Annotated in this window: 18 protein-coding genes, 1 pseudogene and 1 riboswitch; of the genes and pseudogenes, 8 read left to right on the forward strand and 11 right to left on the reverse strand. The window is 60.3% G+C overall.

What is annotated here, in order from left to right; all coding sequences use genetic code 11:
- Nucleotides 1-185 precede the first annotated feature (185 nt).
- The 6 genes from J5J09_RS17800 to J5J09_RS17825 are packed head-to-tail and all read right to left on the reverse strand — an operon-like array spanning nt 186 to nt 7999.
- On the reverse strand, nt 186-875 hold the full coding sequence (locus J5J09_RS17800; protein ID WP_208552844.1) for a response regulator: 690 nt from the start codon (nt 873-875) through the stop codon (nt 186-188).
- The gene (locus tag J5J09_RS17805) at nt 872-3562 is read right to left on the reverse strand and encodes a sensor histidine kinase KdpD (RefSeq protein WP_208552846.1); all 2691 of its coding nucleotides are present in this window, start codon (nt 3560-3562) and stop codon (nt 872-874) included. Before J5J09_RS17805 ends, J5J09_RS17800 begins: the two co-directional genes overlap by 4 nt.
- A gap of 7 nt (nt 3563-3569) precedes the next feature.
- Nucleotides 3570-4139, reverse strand: a complete 570-nt coding sequence (gene kdpC / locus J5J09_RS17810; protein WP_208552847.1) for a potassium-transporting ATPase subunit KdpC — start codon at nt 4137-4139, stop codon at nt 3570-3572.
- Between the two features lie 2 nt (nt 4140-4141).
- Nucleotides 4142-6178 (reverse strand): potassium-transporting ATPase subunit KdpB, encoded by a 2037-nt coding sequence (gene kdpB, locus J5J09_RS17815; RefSeq protein ID WP_208552851.1) that lies wholly within the window; start codon nt 6176-6178, stop codon nt 4142-4144.
- Between the two features lie 10 nt (nt 6179-6188).
- Entirely contained in the window at nt 6189-7898 is a 1710-nt protein-coding gene (kdpA, locus tag J5J09_RS17820; protein WP_208552856.1) for a potassium-transporting ATPase subunit KdpA, read from the reverse strand.
- A 14-nt stretch (nt 7899-7912) separates the two neighbouring features.
- On the reverse strand, nt 7913-7999 hold the full coding sequence (locus tag J5J09_RS17825) for a potassium-transporting ATPase subunit F (RefSeq protein ID WP_246746007.1): 87 nt from the start codon (nt 7997-7999) through the stop codon (nt 7913-7915).
- A 695-nt stretch (nt 8000-8694) separates the two neighbouring features.
- Nucleotides 8695-8810, forward strand: a riboswitch (TPP riboswitch).
- Here J5J09_RS17825 and J5J09_RS17835 point away from each other — a divergent pair.
- The 4 genes and pseudogenes from J5J09_RS17835 to J5J09_RS23035 all read left to right on the forward strand — a co-directional run bounded on the left by J5J09_RS17835 (nt 8798) and on the right by J5J09_RS23035 (nt 11336).
- The gene (locus J5J09_RS17835) at nt 8798-9319 is read left to right on the forward strand and encodes a c-type cytochrome (RefSeq protein WP_246745868.1); all 522 of its coding nucleotides are present in this window, start codon (nt 8798-8800) and stop codon (nt 9317-9319) included. Its footprint overlaps the riboswitch before it by 13 nt.
- Nucleotides 9320-9343: 24 nt before the next feature.
- Complete coding sequence (locus J5J09_RS17840) at nt 9344-10585, forward strand: cation:proton antiporter (protein WP_208552859.1); 1242 nt, start codon at nt 9344-9346, stop codon at nt 10583-10585.
- Nucleotides 10586-10635: 50 nt separating this feature from the next.
- Nucleotides 10636-11002 (forward strand): annotated as a pseudogene (locus J5J09_RS22895) (transposase); the annotation flags it as partial.
- A gap of 118 nt (nt 11003-11120) precedes the next feature.
- The gene (locus tag J5J09_RS23035) at nt 11121-11336 is read left to right on the forward strand and encodes a hypothetical protein (RefSeq protein WP_348646471.1); all 216 of its coding nucleotides are present in this window, start codon (nt 11121-11123) and stop codon (nt 11334-11336) included.
- 104 nt (nt 11337-11440) lie between these two features.
- Here the strand turns inward: J5J09_RS23035 and J5J09_RS17850 are convergent, their stop codons facing one another.
- Genes J5J09_RS17850 through J5J09_RS17870 form a run of 5 tightly spaced genes read right to left on the reverse strand, consistent with a single transcriptional unit; the run spans nt 11441 to nt 16820 of the window.
- Nucleotides 11441-12430 (reverse strand): TRAP transporter substrate-binding protein, encoded by a 990-nt coding sequence (locus J5J09_RS17850; RefSeq protein WP_208552862.1) that lies wholly within the window; start codon nt 12428-12430, stop codon nt 11441-11443.
- Nucleotides 12431-12458: 28 nt separating this feature from the next.
- Nucleotides 12459-13751, reverse strand: a complete 1293-nt coding sequence (locus tag J5J09_RS17855; protein WP_208552866.1) for a TRAP transporter large permease — start codon at nt 13749-13751, stop codon at nt 12459-12461.
- Nucleotides 13752-13760: 9 nt separating this feature from the next.
- Complete coding sequence (locus tag J5J09_RS17860; RefSeq protein ID WP_208552869.1) at nt 13761-14261, reverse strand: TRAP transporter small permease; 501 nt, start codon at nt 14259-14261, stop codon at nt 13761-13763.
- On the reverse strand, nt 14255-15679 hold the full coding sequence (locus J5J09_RS17865; protein ID WP_208552871.1) for a mannitol dehydrogenase family protein: 1425 nt from the start codon (nt 15677-15679) through the stop codon (nt 14255-14257). Before J5J09_RS17865 ends, J5J09_RS17860 begins: the two co-directional genes overlap by 7 nt.
- Nucleotides 15680-15689: 10 nt before the next feature.
- Nucleotides 15690-16820 carry an L-idonate 5-dehydrogenase gene (locus J5J09_RS17870; RefSeq protein WP_208552873.1) on the reverse strand — a complete coding sequence of 377 codons (1131 nt, stop codon included), beginning with the start codon at nt 16818-16820 and terminating at the stop codon, nt 15690-15692.
- A 122-nt stretch (nt 16821-16942) separates the two neighbouring features.
- On the opposite strand from J5J09_RS17870, the gene J5J09_RS17875 reads away from it, so the two are divergent.
- The 4 genes from J5J09_RS17875 (at nt 16943) to J5J09_RS17890 (ending at nt 22528) form a co-directional block, all read left to right on the forward strand.
- A complete protein-coding gene (locus J5J09_RS17875) occupies nt 16943-17779 on the forward strand; it encodes a MurR/RpiR family transcriptional regulator (protein ID WP_208552875.1) in 837 nt (278 codons plus the stop codon).
- Between the two features lie 157 nt (nt 17780-17936).
- Nucleotides 17937-19886, forward strand: a complete 1950-nt coding sequence (gene iolC / locus J5J09_RS17880) for a 5-dehydro-2-deoxygluconokinase (protein ID WP_208552877.1) — start codon at nt 17937-17939, stop codon at nt 19884-19886.
- 742 nt (nt 19887-20628) lie between these two features.
- Nucleotides 20629-21222: an ANTAR domain-containing response regulator gene (locus J5J09_RS17885; RefSeq protein ID WP_208553627.1), complete on the forward strand. Its 594-nt coding sequence runs from the start codon at nt 20629-20631 to the stop codon at nt 21220-21222.
- A 19-nt stretch (nt 21223-21241) separates the two neighbouring features.
- Nucleotides 21242-22528 carry a CmpA/NrtA family ABC transporter substrate-binding protein gene (locus J5J09_RS17890; RefSeq protein ID WP_246745869.1) on the forward strand — a complete coding sequence of 429 codons (1287 nt, stop codon included), beginning with the start codon at nt 21242-21244 and terminating at the stop codon, nt 22526-22528.
- The last annotated feature ends 343 nt before the right edge of the window (nt 22529-22871 follow it).

Genomic DNA, 22871 nt, shown 5'->3' on the forward strand with positions numbered 1-22871 from the left:
GTTCTCCTTCGGCCACCATTGGCCAAGGGAGAAACGTACAATGCCAGTTCTCTAAACCGCGCTCGTCTGCTATTTCAGTTTGAAGGCAGATTTCTCCTTTGAGTGAAGTAGCAGGAACTGCCCCATGCACCCCGACACCATGCTTTGCCGCGAGTGACATTCGATGCGATGCGAGAAGTTCAACGTCAATCCTGCTCCGCCATCCGATAGCCTACACCCGGTTCTGTGCGCACGATGCGCGGCTGGGTCGGGTCGCGTTCGATCTTCTGGCGGAGCTGGCCGATGAAGACGCGCAGATAATGCAGGTCGTCGCCGTGGGCGGGGCCCCAGACGGATGTCAGAAGGGTGCGGTGGGTGACGACCCGGCCGACATGGCGGGAGAGAAGCAGAAGAAGATCGTACTCCTTCGGCGTCAGATGCACGGTCTCGCCCTCCCGTGAAACGTTCCGCTTGATCGGGTCGATCGTTAGTCCGTCGATCTCCATGACGGTCGGGATCGCATCGTCGCGCCCGCGATGACGCAGCGCGGTTCGGATGCGAGCCGTCAGTTCGCCGATCCCGAAGGGCTTCTCGACATAGTCGTCGGCGCCGAGGTCGAGCGCCGCGATCTTCTCGCTTTCCCGGTCTCGGGCCGAGAGAATGACGATCGGGATATCCGACCATCCGCGCAGACTGGCAATGACCTCCTTGCCATCCATGTCAGGCAGGCCGAGATCGAGGATGACGATGTCAGGTGCCTGGGTGGCGACCGCTTTCAACGCTTCCGCGCCTGTGCTCGCCTCGATGACGTCGTAGCCTGCCGCCGTAAGCGAGGGCTTGAGGAAACGCTGGATCTGCGGCTCGTCATCGACGACCAGAATGCGGGACTGGTTCATTTGACGTCACCCCTCGTTTCATTGCCTGCGGGAAAGTGCATGACGATCCGCGTGCCTCTCTTTTTCAAGGCCGGGCTCTCCGCATGGATCCTGCCGCCCATGGACTCGACGAAGCCTCGGGCGATGGAAAGGCCGAGCCCCGTTCCCGGCGCGCGCCCGTCCGGCTTTCCCCTGCGATAGAATTTTTCAAAGATACGGTCCAGATCCTCTGGCGGAATGCCCTTGCCCTGATCGGTCACTGAGATCAGCACGTCCTTGCCGTCCCGACGGGCATAGACATTGATCGGCTCGTCGCCACCGTACTTCACGGCATTGTCCAGAAGGTTGAACAGGACCTGGCCGATCAGCACGCTGTCGCCACGGATCAGGGGGAGGTCGGCGGCGATGCCCGTTTCGACGATCCGTCCCGGAGCATGCTTGCGGGTGCGCTCGACGGCGGACTGCACGACGTCGGCGACATCCACCCAGTCCTGTTTCGGCTTTAGCGTCCCGGCCTCGATGCGTGTCATGTCGAGCAGGTTGGCGACAAAGCGGCTCATGCGGCCGCTTTCCTCCTCGATCGACTGCAACAGATCGTCGCGGTTTTCCGGCGTCATGCGCTCCCCGAGCTGGCGCAGACCTGTGACGGCACCAGTGATCGTCGCGAGCGGCGTGCGCAGATCATGGGAAATGGAGGAGAGCAGCGCTTCACGATAGCGTTCGCCCTCCAGCCGCGCGGCCTGTTCGACCGTCTCGTCGGCGAGGCGTGCGCGATCAAGGGCAATCGCCGTCTGGTCGAGAATGGCAGTCAGAGAGCGCTCGGCATTGAGGTCCAGTCGCTCGCCGGGATGCTCAATGCCGCAGACGCCCACGATGCCGTGCGGCCCGAGCAGCGGGCGAAACTCGAAACGGCTGTTGGGCAGCGTGCCGGTGCCGTGGCCGGCCGGTTCCCGCTTGTCATGGGTCCAGCGCGCCGCCGTCAGGTCGGTGACGTCGAGTTCGGTGTCGGGCGGCCAGGCGGCGGCAACCGCGAGATCGCCCTTGCGCGGCAGGAGCAGCACGACCCTGCGCTTCAGGCTTGCCTGCAACTGCGAAACCGCCAGCCAGATCGCGTCCTCGCCCTTGGCGGTGCTCGCAAGCTTTCGGGAGAAGTCATAGAGCGATTGCAATGCCGTCGCGCGGATGCGCGCAACGGCGGCCTGTTCGCGGATCCGCGAGGCAAGCCCCCCTGCGATGATGGCAACGGCCAGAAAGACGAAGAGCGCGAAGACCTCGTGCGGCGCGGCGATGGTGAAGGTGTGGCGCGGATCAATGAAGAAGAAGTTGTAAGCGAGCGCCGACAGGAGTGCTGCCAGGAAGGCTGAAGCGTAACCGCCCACCACCGAGGCGCCGAGCACGGCCAGCAGGAAGAGCAGCGAGATGTTCGGCAAATCGACGAAGAGGTCGATGCCTTTCCCGATCAGGGCAGTCAGGGTGACAAAGCCAAGCGCCGAGAGCGCCGACTGCCTCAGGGACGAGGCTTTCGGCATGGTGAAGGGCGCGCGGTGGGTCTCAGGGGCGGTGCCGTCCGGGGTCACGATGTGGATGCCAAGGCCGGACGCGCTGCGTGAGAGAGCATCCGGAAGAGAGCGGCTGACGAGCTTTTGCCAAGGTTTCCGCTTACGGGTGCCGATCACGATCTGGGTCACATGCTCGCGACGGGCGAGCTTCAGGATCTCCTCGACAAAGTCATTGCCGATGATCCGCCGCGTTTCAGCCCCAAGTTGTTCGGCAAGGCGGAAGAGGGTTTCGATGCGCTGCAGGCGCTCGGGCGTCTCGACCTCCCGGTCGGCCCGCTCGATCGAGACGACGAGCCAGGGCGCATTGAGCCCGGAGGCGAGCCGGCTTGCCACCCGCACGACCTTTTCCGAGAGGGCGTCCGATCCGACACAGACCAGGAGCCGCTCGCCGGTCGCCCAGGGGCCGTCGATCGCGTTCTGCTTCAGATAATCGACCATCTGGTCGTCGACGCGATCCGCCGTGCGGCGCAGCGCCAGTTCGCGCAACGCCGTCAGATTGCCGAGACGGAAGAAGCGGTCAACGGCGCGGCTCGCGCTTTCGGGCAGGTAGACCTTACCCTCCTTCAGCCGTTCGATCAGTTCCGAGGGCGAGAGGTCGACGAGCAGCACGTCGTCGGCCCGTTTCAACACCACGTCGGGCACGCGCTCGCGCACGGTGACGCCGGTGATCTGGGCGACCAGATCGGCCAGGCTTTCGAGATGCTGGATGTTGAGTGCCGTCCAGACGTCGATGCCGGCCGCAATCAGCTCCTCGATGTCCTGGTAGCGCTTGGGATGGCGGCTATCCTCCGGATTCGTGTGAGCGAGTTCATCGACGATGACGATGCGAGGGCGCCTCTCGAGCGCCGCATCGAGATCGAACTCCTCTAGCATGCGCCCGCGATGGGCCACCCGCCGGCGGGGCAGGATTTCCAGCCCCTCCAGCAGTGCCGCCGTCTCGCTTCGCCCATGGGTTTCGACCAGCCCCACCACGACATCGAGCCCGTCCGCCTTGAGGCGTCGGGCACGCGACAGCATCGCATAGGTCTTGCCGACCCCCGGGGCTGCGCCCAGGAAGACGGTCAGCTTGCCCCGGCGGTCTTTCTCCGCCAGGGCAAGCAGGGCATCGGGATCGGGACGTCTTTCGTCCCTGCGGTCGTCGTCCGCCATCAAGTTCTCATTTGTTCAGGGCATCAAGCGCCAGATTGAGCTCTAGCACATTGACCCTTGCTTCGCCGATAACGCCGAAGTCCGGCTTTTCGATCAACCGGCCGACCAGATCGGCGACTTCCGTGGGCTGGAGCCCCCTCGCCTGTGCGACACGATCAACTTGCGCCTCGGCAAAGGCGGGCGAGACATGCGGGTCGAGGCCGGAGCCCGAGGTTGTCACGGCATCGCCGGGGACAGGTGCCACAAGCCCGGTTGCCTTCAGTCGGTCGATGTCGGCCACCACCCGATCCTTGAGCTTGACCGAGGTCGTGCCGAGGTTCGAGCCGGACGAGGCTGAAGCGTTGTAGGGGTCCGGGCCGGTTGCCGAAGGACGCGGCCAGAAGTAGCGGTCCGAGGTGAAGGCCTGCCCGATCAGGGCCGAACCGATGACCTTGCCGTCGCGCTCGATCAGGCTGCCATTGGCCTTCAAAGGCATGATGGCCTGGGCGATGCCGGTAACACCAAGTGGAAAGGCGAGCCCTGTCAAGGCGGTTAGAGCGACAACGAGGGTGAGTGCGGATCTGATTTGGTTGAACATGATTACACCAGGTGAAGAGCGCTAACGGCGATGTCGATGACCTTGATCCCTGCGAAGGGAAGGATGAGCCCGCCGACGCCGTAGACCAGCAGGTTGCGGCGCAGGAGTGCCGCTGCACCGGACGGACGGTAAGCCACGCCTTTCAAGGCCAGCGGGATGAGTGCGACGATGATCAGCGCGTTGAAGATGACGGCCGAGAGGATGGCCGATTGCGGTGAGGCAAGGCCCATGATGTTGAGGGCTTCGAGCGCGGGATAGGTCGCAACAAACAGCGCCGGGATGATGGCGAAGTATTTGGCCACGTCATTGGCGATCGAGAAGGTCGTGAGCGAGCCGCGCGTCATCAGGAGCTGCTTGCCGATCTCGACGATCTCGATGAGCTTGGTCGGGCTTGAATCGAGGTCGACCATATTGGCGGCTTCGCGGGCGGCCTGGGTGCCGGTCTGCATGGCGACCCCGACATCGGCCTGGGCAAGCGCCGGTGCATCATTGGTGCCATCGCCGCACATGGCGATCAGGCGGCCGCCCTGCTGTTCCCGACGGATATAGGCGAGCTTGTCTTCCGGGGTTGCCTGGGCAAGGAAATCGTCGACGCCGGCTTCCGAAGCAATGGCGGCTGCGGTGACCGGGTTGTCGCCGGTCACCATGACGGTGCGGATGCCCATGGCGCGGAGCGCCGCAAAGCGTTCCTTGATACCGGGCTTGACCACGTCCTTCAAATGGATGACGCCGAGCAGGCGGTCTCCATCGGCAACGCCGAGCGGCGTGCCGCCGGTGCGGGCGACCTGATCGACGGCCCGGCGGAAATCGGCGGACGCATCCTGTTCGTTGAGACCGGCAAACTTCAAGACCGCGTCGACGGCCCCCTTGCGCAGGCGGCGCTGACCGATATCGACACCGGAGAGGCGGGTTTCCGCGGTGAACCCAATCACGGCATCGAACTCGACCTTGGGCATGGGAACACCGAACTCGCCGGTGGCGAGCGCCACGACCGAGCGTCCCTCGGGCGTTTCGTCGGACAGCGAGGCGATGAGCGCAGCTTCTGCGAGTTCGGCTGGTGTCACGCCTGGAGCGGCCAGAAAGTCGCCGGCCATGCGGTTGCCGAAGGTGATCGTGCCCGTCTTGTCGAGAAGCAGCGTGTCGACGTCGCCGGCAGCTTCGACCGCGCGGCCTGACGTAGCGATGACGTTGAAGCGGACCAGGCGGTCCATCCCCGCGATGCCGATGGCCGAGAGAAGGCCGCCGATCGTGGTCGGGATCAGGGTCACCAGCAGCGCTGCCAGCACCGTGACCGAGAGCACCGTGCCAGAATAGCCGGCAAGGCCCCAGATGGCGACGCAGACGAACAGGAAGATCAAGGTCAGGCCCGACAGCAGGATCGAGAGCGCGATCTCGTTCGGCGTCTTCTGGCGCTGGGCGCCTTCGATTAGCGCGATCATGCGATCGACGAAGGAGGAACCGGGCTGGACGGTGATCCTAATCTTGATCTCGTCGGAGAGCACCTGCGTGCCGCCCGTCACGGCCGAACGGTCGCCACCGGATTCGCGGATGACGGGGGCGGATTCACCGGTGATGGCGCTTTCGTTAACCGAGGCGACACCTTCGATCACTTCGCCGTCGCCGGGGATGAGTTCGCCGGCAGCCACGAGCACGATATCGCCGACCTTGAGGCTGGAGGCCGGAATGGTTTCGATCTCCCCGCCTGCGCCGAGCCGGCGGGCGACCAGTTCGGACTTGGTCTTCTTCAGACTGTCGGCCTGGGCGCGGCCCCGGCCCTCGGCCACGGCTTCGGCGAAGGTGGCAAAGAGCACGGTGAACCAGAGCCAGGCGGCGATCTGGCCGGAGAAGCCCGCGCCGCCGGACTGGCTGACGAGATCGCGGACGAAGAGGATCGTGACGACGACGGCGACGATCTCGGTTACGAAGATGACCGGGTTGCGCAACAGCTTGCGCGGATCGAGCTTGACGACGGCATCGCGCATCGCCGGAAACAGGATCGCGGGATCGAGAAGACCGGAGGCTTTTTGGTCTTTTGACATGATGGGTCCTTTAGAAGGTCTGGCCGGCGAGCATGGCGAAGTGTTCGACGATGGGGCCGAGCACCAGCGCGGGCAGAAACTGCAGGCCGCCGAGAATGAGGATGATGCCGATCAGCAGGCCGACGAAGAGCGGGCCGTCTGTCGGGAAGGTGCCGGCGGAGGCAGGCGATTTCACCTTGGCGGCGAGCGATCCGGCGATCGCCATCACCGGCACGATATAGGCGAAGCGGCCGAGCAGCATCGCGATCCCGAGCGTGGTGTTGTACCAGAGCGTATTGCCGGTGAGGCCGCCGAAGGCAGAGCCGTTGTTGCCGGCTGCCGACGTGTAGGCGTAGAGGATTTCGGAGAGACCGTGCGGACCCGCGGTCCCGACGCTTGCCACAGCGAAGGGGAGCATGGCGGAGACCGAGGTGAAGCCGAGGATCACCAGCGGCAGGATGAGCACGGCGAGCATGGCGAACTTCATCTCGCGACCCTCGATCTTCTTTCCGAGGAATTCCGGCGTGCGGCCGACCATCAGGCCCGCGACAAAGACGGATAGAATTGCGAAGACCAGCATGCCGTAGAGACCGGAGCCCACGCCGCCCGGCAGCACTTCCCCGAGCTGCATCAGGAACATCGGAACGAGACCACCAAGGCCGGTGAGCGAGCCGTGCATGCCGTTGACGCCACCGTCCGAGAGGCCCGTCGTGACAGCCGCATAAAGCGCGGTCATCGCCTGGCCGAAGCGGACTTCCTTGCCTTCCATATTGCCGAGCGCCGGATCGACGCCAATCGCGGTCAGGATGGTATTGCCCTGGGCTTCGGCCCAATAGGTCACGGCCACGCCTGCGATGAGCAGGACCGCCATGGCCGAGATCAGCGCCCAGCCCTGCCGGCGGTTTCCGACCATCTGGCCGAAAGTGTAGACGAGTGACGCCGAGATCGAGAGCATGGCGAAGATGTTGAGGTAGTTCGACCAGGCCGTCGGGTTTTCGAAAGGATGGGCCGCGTTGACGTTGAAGAAGCCGCCGCCATTGGTGCCAAGCTGCTTGATCGCTTCCTGGGACGCAACGGGGCCGAGCGAAATCACCTGATTGGCGCCTTCGAGGGTCGTGGCGGTCACGGAACCCTGGAGCGTCTGCGGTAGACCGAGTGCGACGAAGGCAAGCGCGACGACGATCGCCATCGGCAGGAGCACGTAAAGGGTTGCCCTGGTCGCATCGACCCAGAAATTGCCGAGCGTCGAAACCTTCGAGCGGGCAAGCGCACGCGTGACGGCGACGGCAAGTGCCATGCCGGTGGCAGCGGACAGGAAATTCTGCACCGTCAGCCCCGCCATCTGGCTGAAATGGCTAAGCGTGGTTTCGCCGCCATAGTTCTGCCAGTTGGTGTTCGTGACGAAGGAGACGGCCGTGTTGAAGGCGAGATCCGACGGCATCCCGGCAAAGCCCTGCGGATTGAGCGGCAGATAGGCCTGCAGCCGCAGCATGGCATAGAGCGCCAGGAAGCCGGCGAGCGAAAAGGCAAGCATGGCAAGCGTGTAGCCGAGCCAGCTCTGCTCCTTCTCAGGGGTGACGCCGCTCACGCGGTAGAGGTCACGCTCGACGCGGCCGAGAATAGGCGAGAGAAAGGTCCGCTCACCGGAAAACACCCGGGCCATGTAGAGACCGAGTGGCTTGATGGCGATGAGAACGGCAAGGAAGAGAAGGCTGATCTGCAGCCATCCGACGGTTGTCATGGAACTGCTCCAGATCAGAAACGCTCGGGACACAAAAGCGTCACGACGAGATAGGCGCCGAGGGCCAGCGCGACGAAAAGGCCGAAGAGAGGTTCAAGCATCTGCAACCCTCCCTCAAAGCCGGTCGAGTGCGCGGGCGTAAACCGCCAGCACAAGAAGCGTGCTGGCGCCGAGCGCGATGAAGATGAAGTCGGACATATGCCGTGTCTCCTGTTGGTACACGGACAGGATTAAGGGCACCCCGCGTCAGGCTTCGATTGGGAAGAGCGGTGGGCGGAGTAAAGAAAAGATAAGGATGGATCAGCAGGGCTAGCTGGAGATCCATGACCGCTGGTGCTCAGAGCACAGGGCAGTCCACTGTCCCTGCGAGCGAGATGTCCGCTATTGAGTACTTCAGGTGGTGCCCTCTAGGTCCGACATGAAGGCGCCACGCTGCCCTCCGGCATCTGGCTACTATGATCGGTTTGGGCCGAATGCGGTCTCCACTTTCGGTCTGCGCCACGAGCGGTCATCGGCAAATGTAAAGTGCCGATCACAGGCTGTTCAGAAAGTCGGCGACGTCAGATCGGCTCGTCAGCCTATATTGTTGCTCGGGTGTTGCTCGTAGAACCGGGGGGCGCGCCTCAAAGGAGTTCAGGTGGTTCTTTCGGAGACGGTAGCCACGAGAGCCGGTGGTCTCTCTCGCGCCAGAAGCGGTCACGGATGCCTAAGCAATCGGGCCTCGCCGCGATCAGGTTCGCTGCGACAGATTTCAACCTAAACCCCACGTGCATCCTTCAAAGTTTAGGCTAGTCTCACCAATACCGAGGGGTGCCCCGCCAAAGGGCTGAGATACTGTTGTGCGAAAGCCGCGCAGTGACCTTTTGAACCTGATCCGGATCATGCCGGCGAAGGGCGGCATGCCGGCCTGGGAGGGCCGGCTCAGCCGGGCCGAGATGCTCGATCTGACCGCCTTCGTCGAAGCGCTCCCGACGCTGACGCCCGCGGACTATCGCAGATGGACAGGAGAGCCTGAAGCCGCGCCCCGCCAGGATGGTGCCGGCGAGACATTCACCATCGGCGACACTTCCGCAGCAGATGCGGAGCGTGGCCGGCTGCTGATGAGGCTGCATGCCTGCCGGAGCTGCCACGAAATTCCGGGGCTGGTCGGAGCGGACGTGCATGTCGGTCCTGATCTGAGCGAGGCGGGCAGCCGCCGCTACATCGCCGGCGTGCTGAAGAACACACCCCAGAACATGGTGCGGTGGATCACCGATCCGCCCGCGGTCGATCCGCTGACGGCCATGCCCGACCTCGGCGTCACGCCGGCACAAGCCGCCGACATGGCCGCCTACCTCTACCAACTGGCACCCCCGCCGAACTCTCGCGCTGGGAAAGACGAGCGGGATCAGGGACAAGAGGTCGAAGACCGCGGGCGATGAGGCAGGTTAGATGGAGCAGGAACCATGGAACAGCTTGATATCGCGCTCGTCTGCGTCGGTCTGACCGTCATCCTGGTCGGCCTCCTGTCTGCTGCGATGAAGAAGAGCCTTCTCCAGGAGCCGATGATTGCCGTGTTCGTGGGGATCGCGGTGGGGCCCTTCGGCCTCGGCTGGCTCGACATCGGTCGCTGGGGCGAAGAAACCGCCGTTCTGGAACAGGCTGCCCGGCTGACGCTCGCCATCGGTCTCATGGGCGTGGCGCTGCGCATCGACAAGAAGAGCGGTCAGAACCTCTGGCGACCGGTGACGGTCCTGCTTACCCTTGCCATGCTCGGCATGTGGCTGATATCCGCAGCTCTCGTAGCCTGGTGTCTCGCTGTGCCTTTCTGGCTCGCCCTGCTCATCGCCGCTGTCGTGACACCGACGGACCCGGTGGTCGCAAGCTCCATCGTTTCCGGCCCATTTGCCATTAAGCATCTGCCCCTTCGCGTCAGGGACGCGATCTCGCTGGAATCAGGAGCAAATGACGGGCTCGCCTACATCTTCGTCATGCTGCCGATGCTCATGCTGCAACATCCAGTCTCAGAGGCATGGGAGAGGTGGCTGGTGCATTCCTTGGTGATTGGCGTCGTGTCGGCGGCAATCATCGGTATCGTCATTGGTTACGCGGCGGCCAAGGCGATCGCCTATGCAGAACAGCGCGGCTTGGTCGAACAGCAATCGCTGCTGGGCTACACGGTCGCCTTCTCGCTCGTCACCCTGGGCGCTGCCGAACTTATGGGTGCGGATGCTCTGCTTTCTGTCTTCCTCTCGGGTTTCGTCTTCAACCTGGCGACCGACCGACAGGACAAGCAGAACGAGGAGAACATCCAAGAGGCCGTGGCGAAGCTCTTCACGCTCCCGATGTTCGTCATCTTCGGCATCGCGCTGCCGATCGGCGCGTGGCTGGACCTCGGTTGGCCGCTGCTGATCGCAGCGATTTACATTCTCCTGCTGCGCCGTCCGCCGGTCTTGCTTATATTTTACCCGCTCTTGCGCAGGCCGCTAAAGGGAATGGATATCGCCTATATCGGATGGTTCGGCCCAATCGGCGTCGCTGCGATTTACTATGCGAGCCTTGCAAGATCACAACTGCATGACCCCCTGGTCTGGTACGCCGCAAGCGCGATTATCTTCGCCTCGATCATGTTACACGGTATGACCGCGGCGCCGTTTACCCGGGGGTATGCTCGCCATAGATTCCGGCGTGGTGACCTGCTCCCCTGAGATGTTTTCAATTTTTGGGTTAGCCTCTTCCTCAACGAAGGAGACGGGCAATGGAGCGATCACGGTTCTCCGAAGAACAAATCATCGGAATATTGAAGGAGCATCGGACCGGGAAGCCGGCGGGCGATCTGTGCCGCAAGCAATGCTTCAGCGATTCGACCTATTACAGGTGCCGCAAATAGTCGGCGGCATGGAAGTGTCGGAAGCCAGTCGGCTGGAGGCGCTGGAAGAAAAGAACCCGAAGCTGAAGCAGCTTCCGGCGGAGCAGATGATGGATGTCGCCGAACTCCGCGAGATGCTCGGAAGAAACTTCTGGCTCCCGGTTCGAGGAGAAATGCCGTGAACTGGGCTATTGAAGCGAAGAGCTACTCACAGCGCAGATCCATCTGCACAGATGGCATAGTACCACGTGTCTATCCGCCATAGGTCGTCAGCGACAATGGCACCGAGCTAGATCGACCGCCATGTCACCTGGCTACAAGGTTGGGGTGAATGGCAATACATCGCCTCGGGCAGATCCAAGCATGATGGCGTCGTGGAATTGTTCAACGGTCGACTGCGTGAAGACCGTCTCAACGAACATCTGTTCCGCAGCTACCGGCAGCGCGGGAGATCATCGAGGAATGGCGCATCGACTGCAATCCGCACCCCAACACGAGCCTTGGCAGGTTGCACCAAATCAGTTTGCTACCCGGTCCAAGAGTTTGCTTGGAGACCGGTGTGGCTTCTCCAGCAGGCCTACTTTTCATAGGTTTTGGAAATCGCGGGTCTATGCGGCGACCAAAGGACCTAATGAAGGTCAATGAGCGATCAGAGGCTGCGCAGAGCGCAGCCTCGTCAGGTTGTGAAGTTTCTTTACTTTGCAGCGCTTTTGATGATGCCAACCGCCTTTTCGGCCCATTCAGCTCCACCAATCTGTCCATAGAACTGAGGCCAGAGAGCTTGTGCAGAACTCTGCCATTTTTCTTCATCCTTAGGCGCCCCATGAAGGTTGACGCCGCGCTTGGTCAACTCTGCGATCGCTTCATCCGTCTTTTCAGCCGATACCTGGCGGCCATAGTCAACCGCTTCCTTGCCCGCCTTCACGACGACCTGTTGAATGTCTTCGGGATAAGACTGGAAGACGCGCTCGCTGATGATCAGCGGTCCAGTCCATATCATATAGTGAATTTCAGTGATGTCGGACTGCACTTCATAAAAGCGCGATGAAATAGCTGTGGTGTACGGGTTTTCCTGGCCGTCGATCACGCGCTGCTGAAGCGCAGGAAACACCTCGGCCCAGTCCATCGGAATAGGCTCGATTCCCCAGCTCTTGAAGGTCTGGATCGCGATATCGTTCGGTGACACGCGGATCTTCAGTCCCTGGAGATCGTCCAGCGTTTCTACCGGCTTATTGGTGGTGAGAACACGGAACCCCTTTTCCATGAGGCCGAGAGCGCGTACGCCGGCTTCCTGGATGATGCGCTCGTTCAAGGGCTCGAGCAAAGCGTCCATGGCTTTATGTGCCTCGCTGGTGCTGTTGTAGGCATAGGGCAGCATCAGGACGCCCGACGATGGCGCGAGCGGCATGAGGTTGCCGGTATAAAGGATCTCCGCGTCGATCGACCCCATTCGCAGGGCCTGAGCCACTTCGGACTCGCCGCCCAGAGAGTTGTTTGGATAGATTTGAACCTCGACCTTGCCGTCCGAGTACTGTTCGACAAGCTCCTTGAATTTGACGGCGGTCAGATGAGTCGGATTGGTCTCGTTGTCGCCGTGGGACAAGCGAATGGTGTAGTCGGCGGACCAGACGAACTGGCTGCTGGCCAATACCATAGCGGTAGCGGCAATAATGGATTTAAACACGGGCAGTCTCCTCCTTCATTGATATCGATTAGTAGATGAACCCGAGCAACCGCGGCAGGAACAGCGAAAGCTGGGGAACAAAGGTGACGAGCAGCAGCACGCCAATTTCTGCAAGGATAAGCGGAATTGCAGCCTTGCTTACCTCCTCTACCGACGCATTGCTGATTTCGCTTGCGACGAAGAGATTTACTCCTAGCGGAGGTGTCGAATAGCCAATCTCACAGGCGATGACGAACATGATGCCAAACTGGATCGGGTCGATTCCGGCACTGACGGCGACCGGCAGCAGTAGGGGTGTCAGGATGATGAGCTGTGTGAGCGTTTCCATCCACATGCCGACGAAGATCAGCAAGACAATGATTAAGAGGATCAGCACCACCGGGTTGTCGAAGGTGTTGATCATCAAGTTCGAGAAATTCTGCGGAACCTGGAAGATGGTGAGAATACGCCCGAGAAGTCGACCGCTGACCAGGACGAACAGGACCACACCGGTCAATCGCACGGCATAGGACATGCTGTCGATGAAGTTGTCCACCGTCACCGAGCGGTAGATGAAAATTCCGACGAACAGCGCATAGAGTACCGATACCACGGAGGCTTCGGTCACGGTGAAGAGACCGGTATAGATACCGCCGAGGATGATGATAGGGGCGAGGATCGCCCAGCGGGCCTCCCAGGCGGTGGCGCCGATCGCCTTGAGACTGCGGCCGTCGGGGTTCGCAACGGCATAGCCGCGACGCTTCGAGATAAGACGTGATGTGGCGGTTAGCGCAAAAGCCAGCAGAAGGCCGGGAATGACGCCGGCAACGAAAAGGCCGGTAATGGATACTTCTGCCGTGATGCCGTAGATGATCATGGGAATGGAGGGTGGGATCACGACGCCGATCCCACCTGCATTCGAAGTGATCGCCGCGGCAAAGGATTTGTGATAACCCTCCTTGATCATCGTCGGGATCATGATTGACCCGATCGCAGCCGCCGTTGCAGGACCGGAGCCGGAGATTGCCGCGAAGAAGGTGCAGGCAACGATAGTCACGGTGGCGAGGCCGCCCGGTGTGGGGCCGACCAGCGAGCGCGAAAACGCGATCAACCTGGATGTAAGTCCGCCCTTCTCCATCAACACGCCAGCAAGCACGAACATTGGCACGGCGATGATCAGGAAGTCGTTGACGGCGGAATAAGCTGCCTGCACGACAAACGATAGTGGGATATTGGCCACAACCATGCCGGCGATGGCTGCCAAGCCGATCGATACTGCGACAGGTACGCCGAGCATGAGAAAGACAAAAAAGGCAAGTGTGAGAATAATTGGTGCGCTCATGATACTGCCTCAGTCGTCCAGCCGTGTGTCGATGACGGTGGGTTCGGCATCAGTCCACCGACGGATCATGACTTGGATGATGCGGATGCTCATTAGCGCGAAGCCAAGCGGGACGATAAGTTGTACCCACACAAGGTTGATGCCCGTGGTTTGCGAAATCAGCGGAAATTGAAACATGTCGGCGATGTAGATCGTGCCGAACCAGATGACGATACCGTTGAAAATCAGCCAAACCAGGTCGGCGATCGTCAACATCACTTTTTGGCCCATTGGTGCCAGCATCATGATCTGAACAGAGACCCGTATGTGACGGTCTTTCGCGGCGGCGATGATAAATCCGAAATAAACAGCCCAGACGAAAAAGAAGCGTGAGACTTCCTCAATCCAGGCAAAAGACCAGCCAAGAACATAGCGGCCAATTACCTGCATGCTCAGCAGCACAAGGACGAGGGTCATCAAGAATGCACCGATCCATTCCTCGATGGACCGCTTTCTCATGAAATTCAGCATATGGTGTCCTCCCCCCGATCAGCGGATGTACGGGCAATGAAGGCGCGCGGCGTTTCGCTCTTGAGAGAGCTCAGCATCGACACAACCCTTGCAAGGAAACCTCGATGCCTGCGAAGCGGTCCTGCGAAGAGATCGAGGGCAAGAAAGCCCTCTGCAAGCTGAGTGGAATCGCCGTTGGCGCCGGCTGTGATCTGAGCAAAACGAGCGGCAAGCGGATCATCGATCGGGATCGCCCGCCCGGCCGCGTCGCGACCTGTGTTGTATTGAATCCACGCCGCCATGACCAGCGCGTAGAGGTCCCGGTGGTCGGCATGGTCGAGATGGCAAACAGCAGCCTCGACAATCCGTTGACCAAGTTTGAACGAACTGTCGGTCCCGATCTGGGTTAGCCTGTGGCGAATGTGCGGATTTCTCAACCGTGCCAGCGTCAGCCGGGCATAGGCCTCCAGATCTTCTCCGGCCGGGCATATGAGTGTTTCAGCCTGGGCGAACACGAAGTGGGATAGCCACTTGGCAAGAACGGGGTCAGCAGCCGCCTCCGCAGAGGTGGAAAATCCTGAAAGCACCCCGATATGTGCCAGCGCTGTCTGCGCGCCGTTGAGGATGCGGTGTTTCATCAACTCGTAGGGCGCTACGTCTTCGACTATCTGAACCCCCACGGTTTCGAGCGGGGGGATGGGGCCGGCCAATCGTCTTTCGAGAACCCATTGGCTGAAAGGTTCGGCAGCCACTCCCAGCGCGTCCGGCTGACCGACCAGGGCCGCGATCGCGGCACCGGCTTCTTCATCAACGCGGGGAACGATACGGTCTACCATCGAAACCGGGAATGTGACGTTTTGCGTCATCCAGTCCGAGAGCTCCGGACGGGTGCGCGCAACGAACTCACGCATCACCGCCTCAAGCAGACGTCCGTTGGCAGGAACGTTATCGCAACTGGCAAGTGTGATGCCGGGCAAGCCGGCGCGGCGGCGACGATCCAGGGCAAGCGCGAGCCAACCGATTGCGCTGACGGGTGAATCAGGCGTTGCCAGATCGCCGGAGATTGCGTCGTCGTCCAAGCGCTGCGTGCCTGGAACATGACAGTAGCCCTTTTCTGTCAAGGTCATGGTCACCAATTGCAAGGCCGGATCGCACAGCATATCTTCCGTCGCCGTATCAAGCACCTCGTAGAGGCTTTCCACCTGATGCAATCGCTCTCCCGACTCTTCGCGTAACAAAACATGGTAGCGACCATCCTGTGCAGCATGGGTCGCTGACAGATGAGGAGGGAACAGGCAGATGGCGCGGATACCGGCCTCTGGATGACCGGCGCGTATCATCGCATCGGCATAGAGCGCCTGATGAGCGCGGTGGAAAGCGCCTGGACCAATATGCAGGATCGAGGGTGCCTTTTTAGGTTGGGATCGTTCCGACGTCATGATCAGCGCCTCAAGTGTCGAAGTGCAGCAGAACCTTGACGTTTCTGCTGCGGTCGGCCGCGGCGACAAAAGCCTCTTCGACCTGGCCCATCGAGTAACGACCGGTAATGAAGGAGGAAAGATCGACGGCGTTGGTAGTGATCTGCTCAACAGCCAGGTCGAATTCTTCCAGGAAGCGATAGGCGCCGACCAAGCTAATCTCGCGGGTCAGAAGTCCGGCAAGAGACAATGGCGCCGCAGGAGGAAGAAAGCCAACCTGAACAATCTTTCCGCGCGGTCGCGTGAGACGGATCGCCATATCCAGGGCGTTGGCCGAGCCAGCGCACTCCAGCGTCACATCGACCTCGCCAATGACCGCCTCGGCCTCTGCACTCAATTCAGCGCTTCCAACCTGAAAGGTTTCGGCGCCGGTAACCTTTGCTATCCGGGTCAAGGCGGGTTCAGCTATGTCGGTAACAATCAGACGACCAGCTCCTGCGTTTCTCGCGGCGACAGCCACGAGGCTGCCGATCGTGCCGGCACCGGTTACCAGTACGGTGGCTCCCGGCGGAATTTCACCCAGCGCCACGGCATGGAGTGCAACGGCGAAGGGCTCACACAGCGAGGCCACCGCGAGATCAAATCCCTTGGGCAAAAACCGGCATTGGCTGGCAAGAACCACCGGGCGCTCGCTGAAGCCGCCGTTGGTGTGAGGCTGGTGGGCGGCACTGCCCATATAGCGCATGGACCGGCATAAATGGGTCAGACCTGAACCACATTGATCGCACGTGTTGCATGGGCGCGAAGGATTGACGACAACAGGCTGTCCTATGGACAGCCCTGTTACATCATCACCAGCTTCACAAACTATGCCGCTGAATTCGTGGCCCAGAATCATTGGTTCGCGAACGATCGAGTTGGCAACGCGGCCATGCTGGTAGTAGTGAAGGTCAGACCCGCAAATGCCGCCCCACGCAAAGTCCAGGCGGACCTCGTCCTTGCCCAAAGGGGTCTCAGGCCATTGCTCAATCGCTATGTGTCCAGCGGACTTTATCACGCAGGCTCTCATAATTCCTCCCAAGGCCAGCATCGCGTCACCAGCCACGGCGAGGACAATAGAATGAATATTCTTTTTTTTGCAAGCGTAAAATGTACGTTGCATTTTTCATCGCATGCCACTTTCTTTCGTCACGCAGCAACAAGCTGAGAATGGGCCTATACGCAACGTTCCGTGAGAGATAATTTGGAATGAAAATTCCATCGAACGAGGGGAGAGTTTCGCAAATGACCAGTAGCCCCGAGCGGCCTGCCAGTTTTGACGAATTGTGCGAACGACTTGCTCGCGATCGCCACGCCATGCCCAAGCGTCTTTCTCAGACTGCAATCTACATGGTCGGGCACCCGGACGAGGTAGCATTCGGTACGGCAGCCACAATTGCAGAGGCGGCCGGTGTTCAGCCGTCGACACTCGTGCGCTTTGCCAAATCTATAGGGTTCGACGGATTCTCGGATCTGCAAACTTTGTTCCGGGAGCGGCTTCGCGATCGTAATCAGAGCTACGAGGCCCGGTTAAATGCCTTAGACCACAGCAGCGAGGGGGACGAAGGCCGCCAGTTGTTGAAAGGGTTGATCGCAGCAGGTCAAGATTCGCTCGCACGCCTTGAGCAGGACTTTGACAGCCTTGCCTTCGAGCGGGCAAGTACTCTCTTGGCCAATGCCGGGACTATCTACTTGTGTGCACGCCGGCGTGCGTTTCCTCCTCTGATTCAAATGCGTTACGCCTTTGCGAAACTGGGGATAAGAAGCGAAATCTGCGGCTCGATAAACGGGATCGACGAGGATCTCCTTTTAATGGCCACTCCAAGCGATGCCGCTATTGTCGTGAGCTTCCTGCCGTATTCCGATCAGACGATCGCGATGGCCCGGCAGCTAAAGGATCAGGGGGTGCCCATCGCCGCCATTACGGACTCCCCACTTTCTCCGCTCGTCCCCCTGTCGGAAGTTTGCTTCCAGTTGACCGAGGCTGATTTTGCAGGATTTCGGACGCTGGCGGCTGCTATCACACTCGCCATGGCACTCACGGTCTCGGTGGCGGACAGAAGGCGCCGTCTCAGTCGCTAACGCAGCCGTGGTGAAGGAATCGCAACTGCCATCAGGCTACAAGATGGAACATATATTCCGTATTGACTTGGATTTGGAATTGTAGTTTCACCTACTCCAGTAGACATTCGCCGAATGCCTCGTCGCATTTGGCAAGATCAATTGGGAGGGTGCCTGGATGAGCGCTTCAGCGGGTAACGTGACACAGCAGTTTTCTAAGAAGCCCGCAGATGATCGGGCACTCGACGTGATCACGATCGGACGCTCTTCAGTTGATCTCTATGGGCAACAGATAGGATCCCGGCTCGAGGATATTTCGAGCTTCGCCAAGTCGGTGGGCGGATGCCCGACCAATATCGCCGTGGGGACCGCAAGATTGGGGCTGCGCTCGGGCCTGATTTCCAGGGTTGGCGCCGAACAGATGGGCCGGTTCATTTGTGAACAGCTCGAACGTGAGGGCGTCGATACCAGCGGCGTTCGCACGGATCCAGACAGGCTTACGGCGCTTGTGCTGTTGTCGGTGGAGAACGACCGAAGCTTTCCTTTGATTTTCTATCGTGAAAACTGTGCCGACATGGCGCTGGACGTAGAGGATATCGATCCAGGCCAGATTGCGTCATCCGCATCCGTGCTGGTAACCGGCACTCATTTTTCTCGCGAAAACACCTACGCGGCACAGATGCGGGCCATAGAGATTGCCCGCAGCCATAATCGTAAGGTCGTCTTCGACATCGACTATCGGCCCAATCTATGGGGCCTTGCTGGCCACGCCGCAGGAGACCAGCGTTACATCGCGTCTGGCGAGGTCTCGGCAAAATTGCGCGAGATCCTGCCATTATGCGATCTGATCGTCGGCACGGAAGAAGAGATCCTCATCGCGTCCGGCGAAAATGACTGCCTGGCTGCAGTGCGGGCGATCCGGGCTTTGAGCAATGCCGTGATCGTTCTTAAGCGCGGGCCTATGGGTTGCATAGTCTACGAAGCGGGCGACATCGACGCACTTGAAGATGGCATTGTCGGTCAGGGTTTCCCTATCGAAGTGTATAACGTCCTCGGCGCAGGCGACGCCTTCATGTCCGGATTCCTGCGCGGCTGGCTACGCGGCGAGAGGCTGGAGACCTGTGCCACCTGGGCCAATGCCTGCGGAGCATTTGCCGTTTCCCGGCTGCTCTGTGCGCCCGAAATACCGACATGGCCGGAACTGCAGCATTTCCTTGAGCATGGCAGTCCGCATCGCGCTTTGCGGAAGGATGTCGAGCTGAACCATATCCATACCGCCACCACTCGCCGGAACGATCTGCCACAGGTCATGGCCTTTGCGATCGATCACCGGTCTCAACTTGTGGAGATGGCGGAAAAGGCTGGCGCTCCGCTCGAACGGATAGAAGCACTTAAAATTCTGGCCGTCGAGGCTACGGCAAAGGTCGCACAGGGGCGTCGCGGCTTTGGGATGCTGCTTGATGAGCGTTTTGGACGACAAGCCCTCGCAAGAGCAAGCGAAGTGGGGCTTGATTGGATTGGTCGCCCGGTTGAGGAGCCCGGTTCGAGGCCACTAAGATTTGAATACGGCCAGGATATTGGAGCGCAATTGGTGGCGTGGCCCGTCACCCATTGCATCAAGGCGCTGACGTTCTACCATCCGGGCGACCCGGAGGCGCTAAAGTCTGAGCAAATCAGCACTCTGCAGCAGCTATGCGCGGCAGCACGATCCGTCGGGCGCGAACTCCTGATTGAGATAATTGCTTCCAAGTGCGGTAAGGTGGACGCCGACACCGTGGCCACTGTTATCCGCGATATCTATTCTGCCGGCATCCGGCCTGACTGGTGGAAACTCGAGCCGCAAGCCGATGCATTTGCATGGCGGAATATTGAAGCGGCGATCGCCGAACATGACCCTTGGTGCCGCGGTGTGCTGCTCCTTGGGCTCGACGCGCCGATGGAAGAAATACGAGAAGCCTTCGCAGTCGCCGCGCCGTCGTCGGTCGTCAAGGGCTTTGCCGTCGGACGTACGCTCTTTGGTGCTGCCGCGGCGGACTGGCTCACAGGACGCATCGACGATGAGACCGCGGTCGGGCAAATGGCTGATCGTTTCCAGGTCCTCGTCGACGACTGGCTTTCGTTGCGCTGAACGAGGACTTTGGAGGTCGCACCCTGCCTCGAAACGTCGCGGGGGCTTCCGGCGACGGCCAGACCGCAAGCGCAATCATCAATCCTTGTGTGGAGATCTCCGCACGATCCTTATCCTGACCTTGGAATGATCGGCTATTTGATCTTCCAAGTCTGTCTGACGCCTTGCGATCGAAGCACACAGCGGCGCCTCGGTTCGATTTGGGGGCTAGCCATTGCACGTCACTGTGCACTCATTCCCGCAACCAATGAAACTTGTGGCAGCTCCCTTCTTGCTCGCTCGGCCAGGGAGGCTTCGCAGCGGGATGCCGGTCGAAGCGACATGCGACCAGGATACCGCCGACCAACGTGACGGATGCTCCGCTTTATGATCCGCTACAAGTCGAACGGCGCGGGCACGGACTTCAGGAGATAATTTCTTGTCATATACCTTAGCTCTCAGGAGCAGAGGTCTTCGGCAAAACGGGGGCGGTTCACTTCCTACTCGCCGCCTGACGGACATTGCATCCCTGCCGCACGACATCTCATGGTATGTCATCTCAAGTCGATAGAGTGAGCTTGGTCTCTGGCGTGAGAATTGCATGTCTCCGCAAAGAAGAAGGGAGAGCTTATTTGTCCTCGCACGCAATCACAATGGCTCATTCCACTAAGCGGAGATGCGACTCGGGCAACGCAGCGCATACGGTGATAGATGGAAGTATCACAAGGCTCATGTGGTCGCCTTGGACATCCGTGGCGTGACCATGTCAAAAGCCGCCACCGACCTGACCATCCTTGTTATAGACGAGAATGCCATCAGGGCCTCGATCATCGAAGAGGGGCTGACTGAAGCGGGGCATCTGAATGTTCGGGTGATCCATGAGACGCATGGGGTGGCGCGTCTCATCGAGACGATGGATCCTGACGTCATCATCATCGACATAGAGAACCCAAATCGTGACATGATGGAGCATATGTTCCAGCTCACCCGCATGATTTCGCGACCGATTGCGATGTTCGTCGACCGGTCCGACACCGCGGCCATTGAGGCTGCCGTCGATGCTGGGGTTTCGGCCTATGTGGTTGATGGCTTGAAGAAAGAGCGGATCAAGCCGATCCTCGACATGGCGGTGAGCCGCTTCAATGCCTTTAGCCGCCTGCAGCGCGAACTGGTCGAGGCACGCAATGCGCTTGAGGAGCGAAAGGTCATCGAACGCGCCAAGGGAATCCTGATGAAGATGCGGGGCTTGAGCGAGGAGCAGGCTTTCGCTCTGCTTCGACAGACCGCCATGAACGAAAAGAAGAAGCTGGCTGACATCGCGCAAAGCGTCGTGACGGCCGCAGGATTGCTGCTGTAAGCGCGGCGTTGATTGGAGAATGCTGGTGAGCGATATGGTTTCAATCCAATCCGGTGATGGCGCCATCCACGCGCCTGTGATTGTGAACAGTAAGGAGCAGAGGACGCTCCGGGCGGGCTATATTCCCCTGATGGATGCCTCGATCCTGATTGTCGCGGCGGAGCTTGGTTTTGCCACAAAAGAGGGGTTGCGTTTGGAACTGGTCCGGGACGTGACTTGGGCCAATGTCCGCGATCGCCTTGCCTTCCGCCAGTTTGATATCGCGCACATGCTGTCGCCGATGCCGGTCGCATCCATGCTCGGGCTGGGATCCAATCCGTCGCCGACCATCGCGCCCTTTTCCCTCGGTCGCGGTGGCAATGCCATCACGTTGTCGGCCCGAATCTTCGAACGGATGAAGTCCTTAACCGGGCTGGGAGACGATGCAGATGCCCTCGCCAATGCAAAGGCTCTGGCGGCCTTGCTCGCCGATATGCGGGAGCGGGGAGAGCCGGTGCCAACGCTAGGGATGACCTATCCGTTCTCCTCGCATAATTATGAGTTCCGCTACTGGCTGGCGGCTGGCGGTATTGATCCCGACCGCGACGTGAAGCTGGTGGTGGTTCCGCCACCGCTGACATCGGATGCGCTCGCGGCCGGCGCGATCGATGGCTTCTGCGTCGGGGCACCCTGGAACATGATTGCGTCGGAACGAGGAACGGGTCGGATCGTGGCTGCCAAGCAGGATATCTGGCCTTTGGCACCTGAGAAGGTGCTCGGCATGCGCCCGGACTGGGCCGATGCCAATAGTGACACGGTCTCTCGTTTGATCGTCGCGCTGGATCAGGCTGCGCGCTGGTGTGACGACCCCATTCACCACAACGAGCTTGCCGAGATCCTGAGCGCGCCGGAATACATCGCAGCGCCCACGAGCATCATTCGCCGCGTATTGAATGGGGAGTTCAGTCTCGATGCGCAGGGGAGAAAACGGGTCGTCCCGGATTATTTCCTCTTCCATCGTGGGGCGGCCAACCATCCGCGGCCAGATCAGGCATCATGGATCTACAGCCAGATGCTTCGCTGGGGCCAGACAGACTTCAGCGATAAAGGCATGGCCCATGCTCGGAGCGCTTTTCGGCCAGACCTCTATCTGAAGGCGCTGGGACAGGATGCCGCACTGCCGGACGAGGCGAGCGAGAAGGGTGCTGGCGGCTATGAGGGTTTCGTGGACGGCAAGCGCTTTGACCCAGATCACCTTCAAGCTTACGTCGAGCGATTTCCAGTCCGATCAGGCTTGCCGTTGAGCCCGGTGACGTCGGATGGCTGATGCGCTGCGGTGCACAATTCTGAGGCATCTGCACGGAAGGTCAGGTCTTCGAACGAGCACTCTGATGTTGCGAGCGTGGAGAGGTTTTGGCAATTAATATTAAAACAGCGCTTGTTTTTCAAATTCTTAACATCGGCTAGTGCAAGCTGGCACAGTACTTGCTTGGATTGATGTGTCCACGGTCAACGGCGACCGCGGGACGGATGAGCGCCGTCGAGCGCAGATAACCATCAGACAATGACGTCGCAGGCTTCTTGCTGTCCGGCTCCTCCCGCCGAGACCTCGCAGGAATGCACGCGGCGTTTTTTCGTTTTTCCGAACCTCACCGTCAACAAAGCTAATC

Origin of the sequence: Ciceribacter sp. L1K22, assembly GCF_017599385.1 — a bacterium.
In the GTDB taxonomy this organism is placed as follows: Bacteria; Pseudomonadota; Alphaproteobacteria; order Rhizobiales; family Rhizobiaceae; genus Allorhizobium.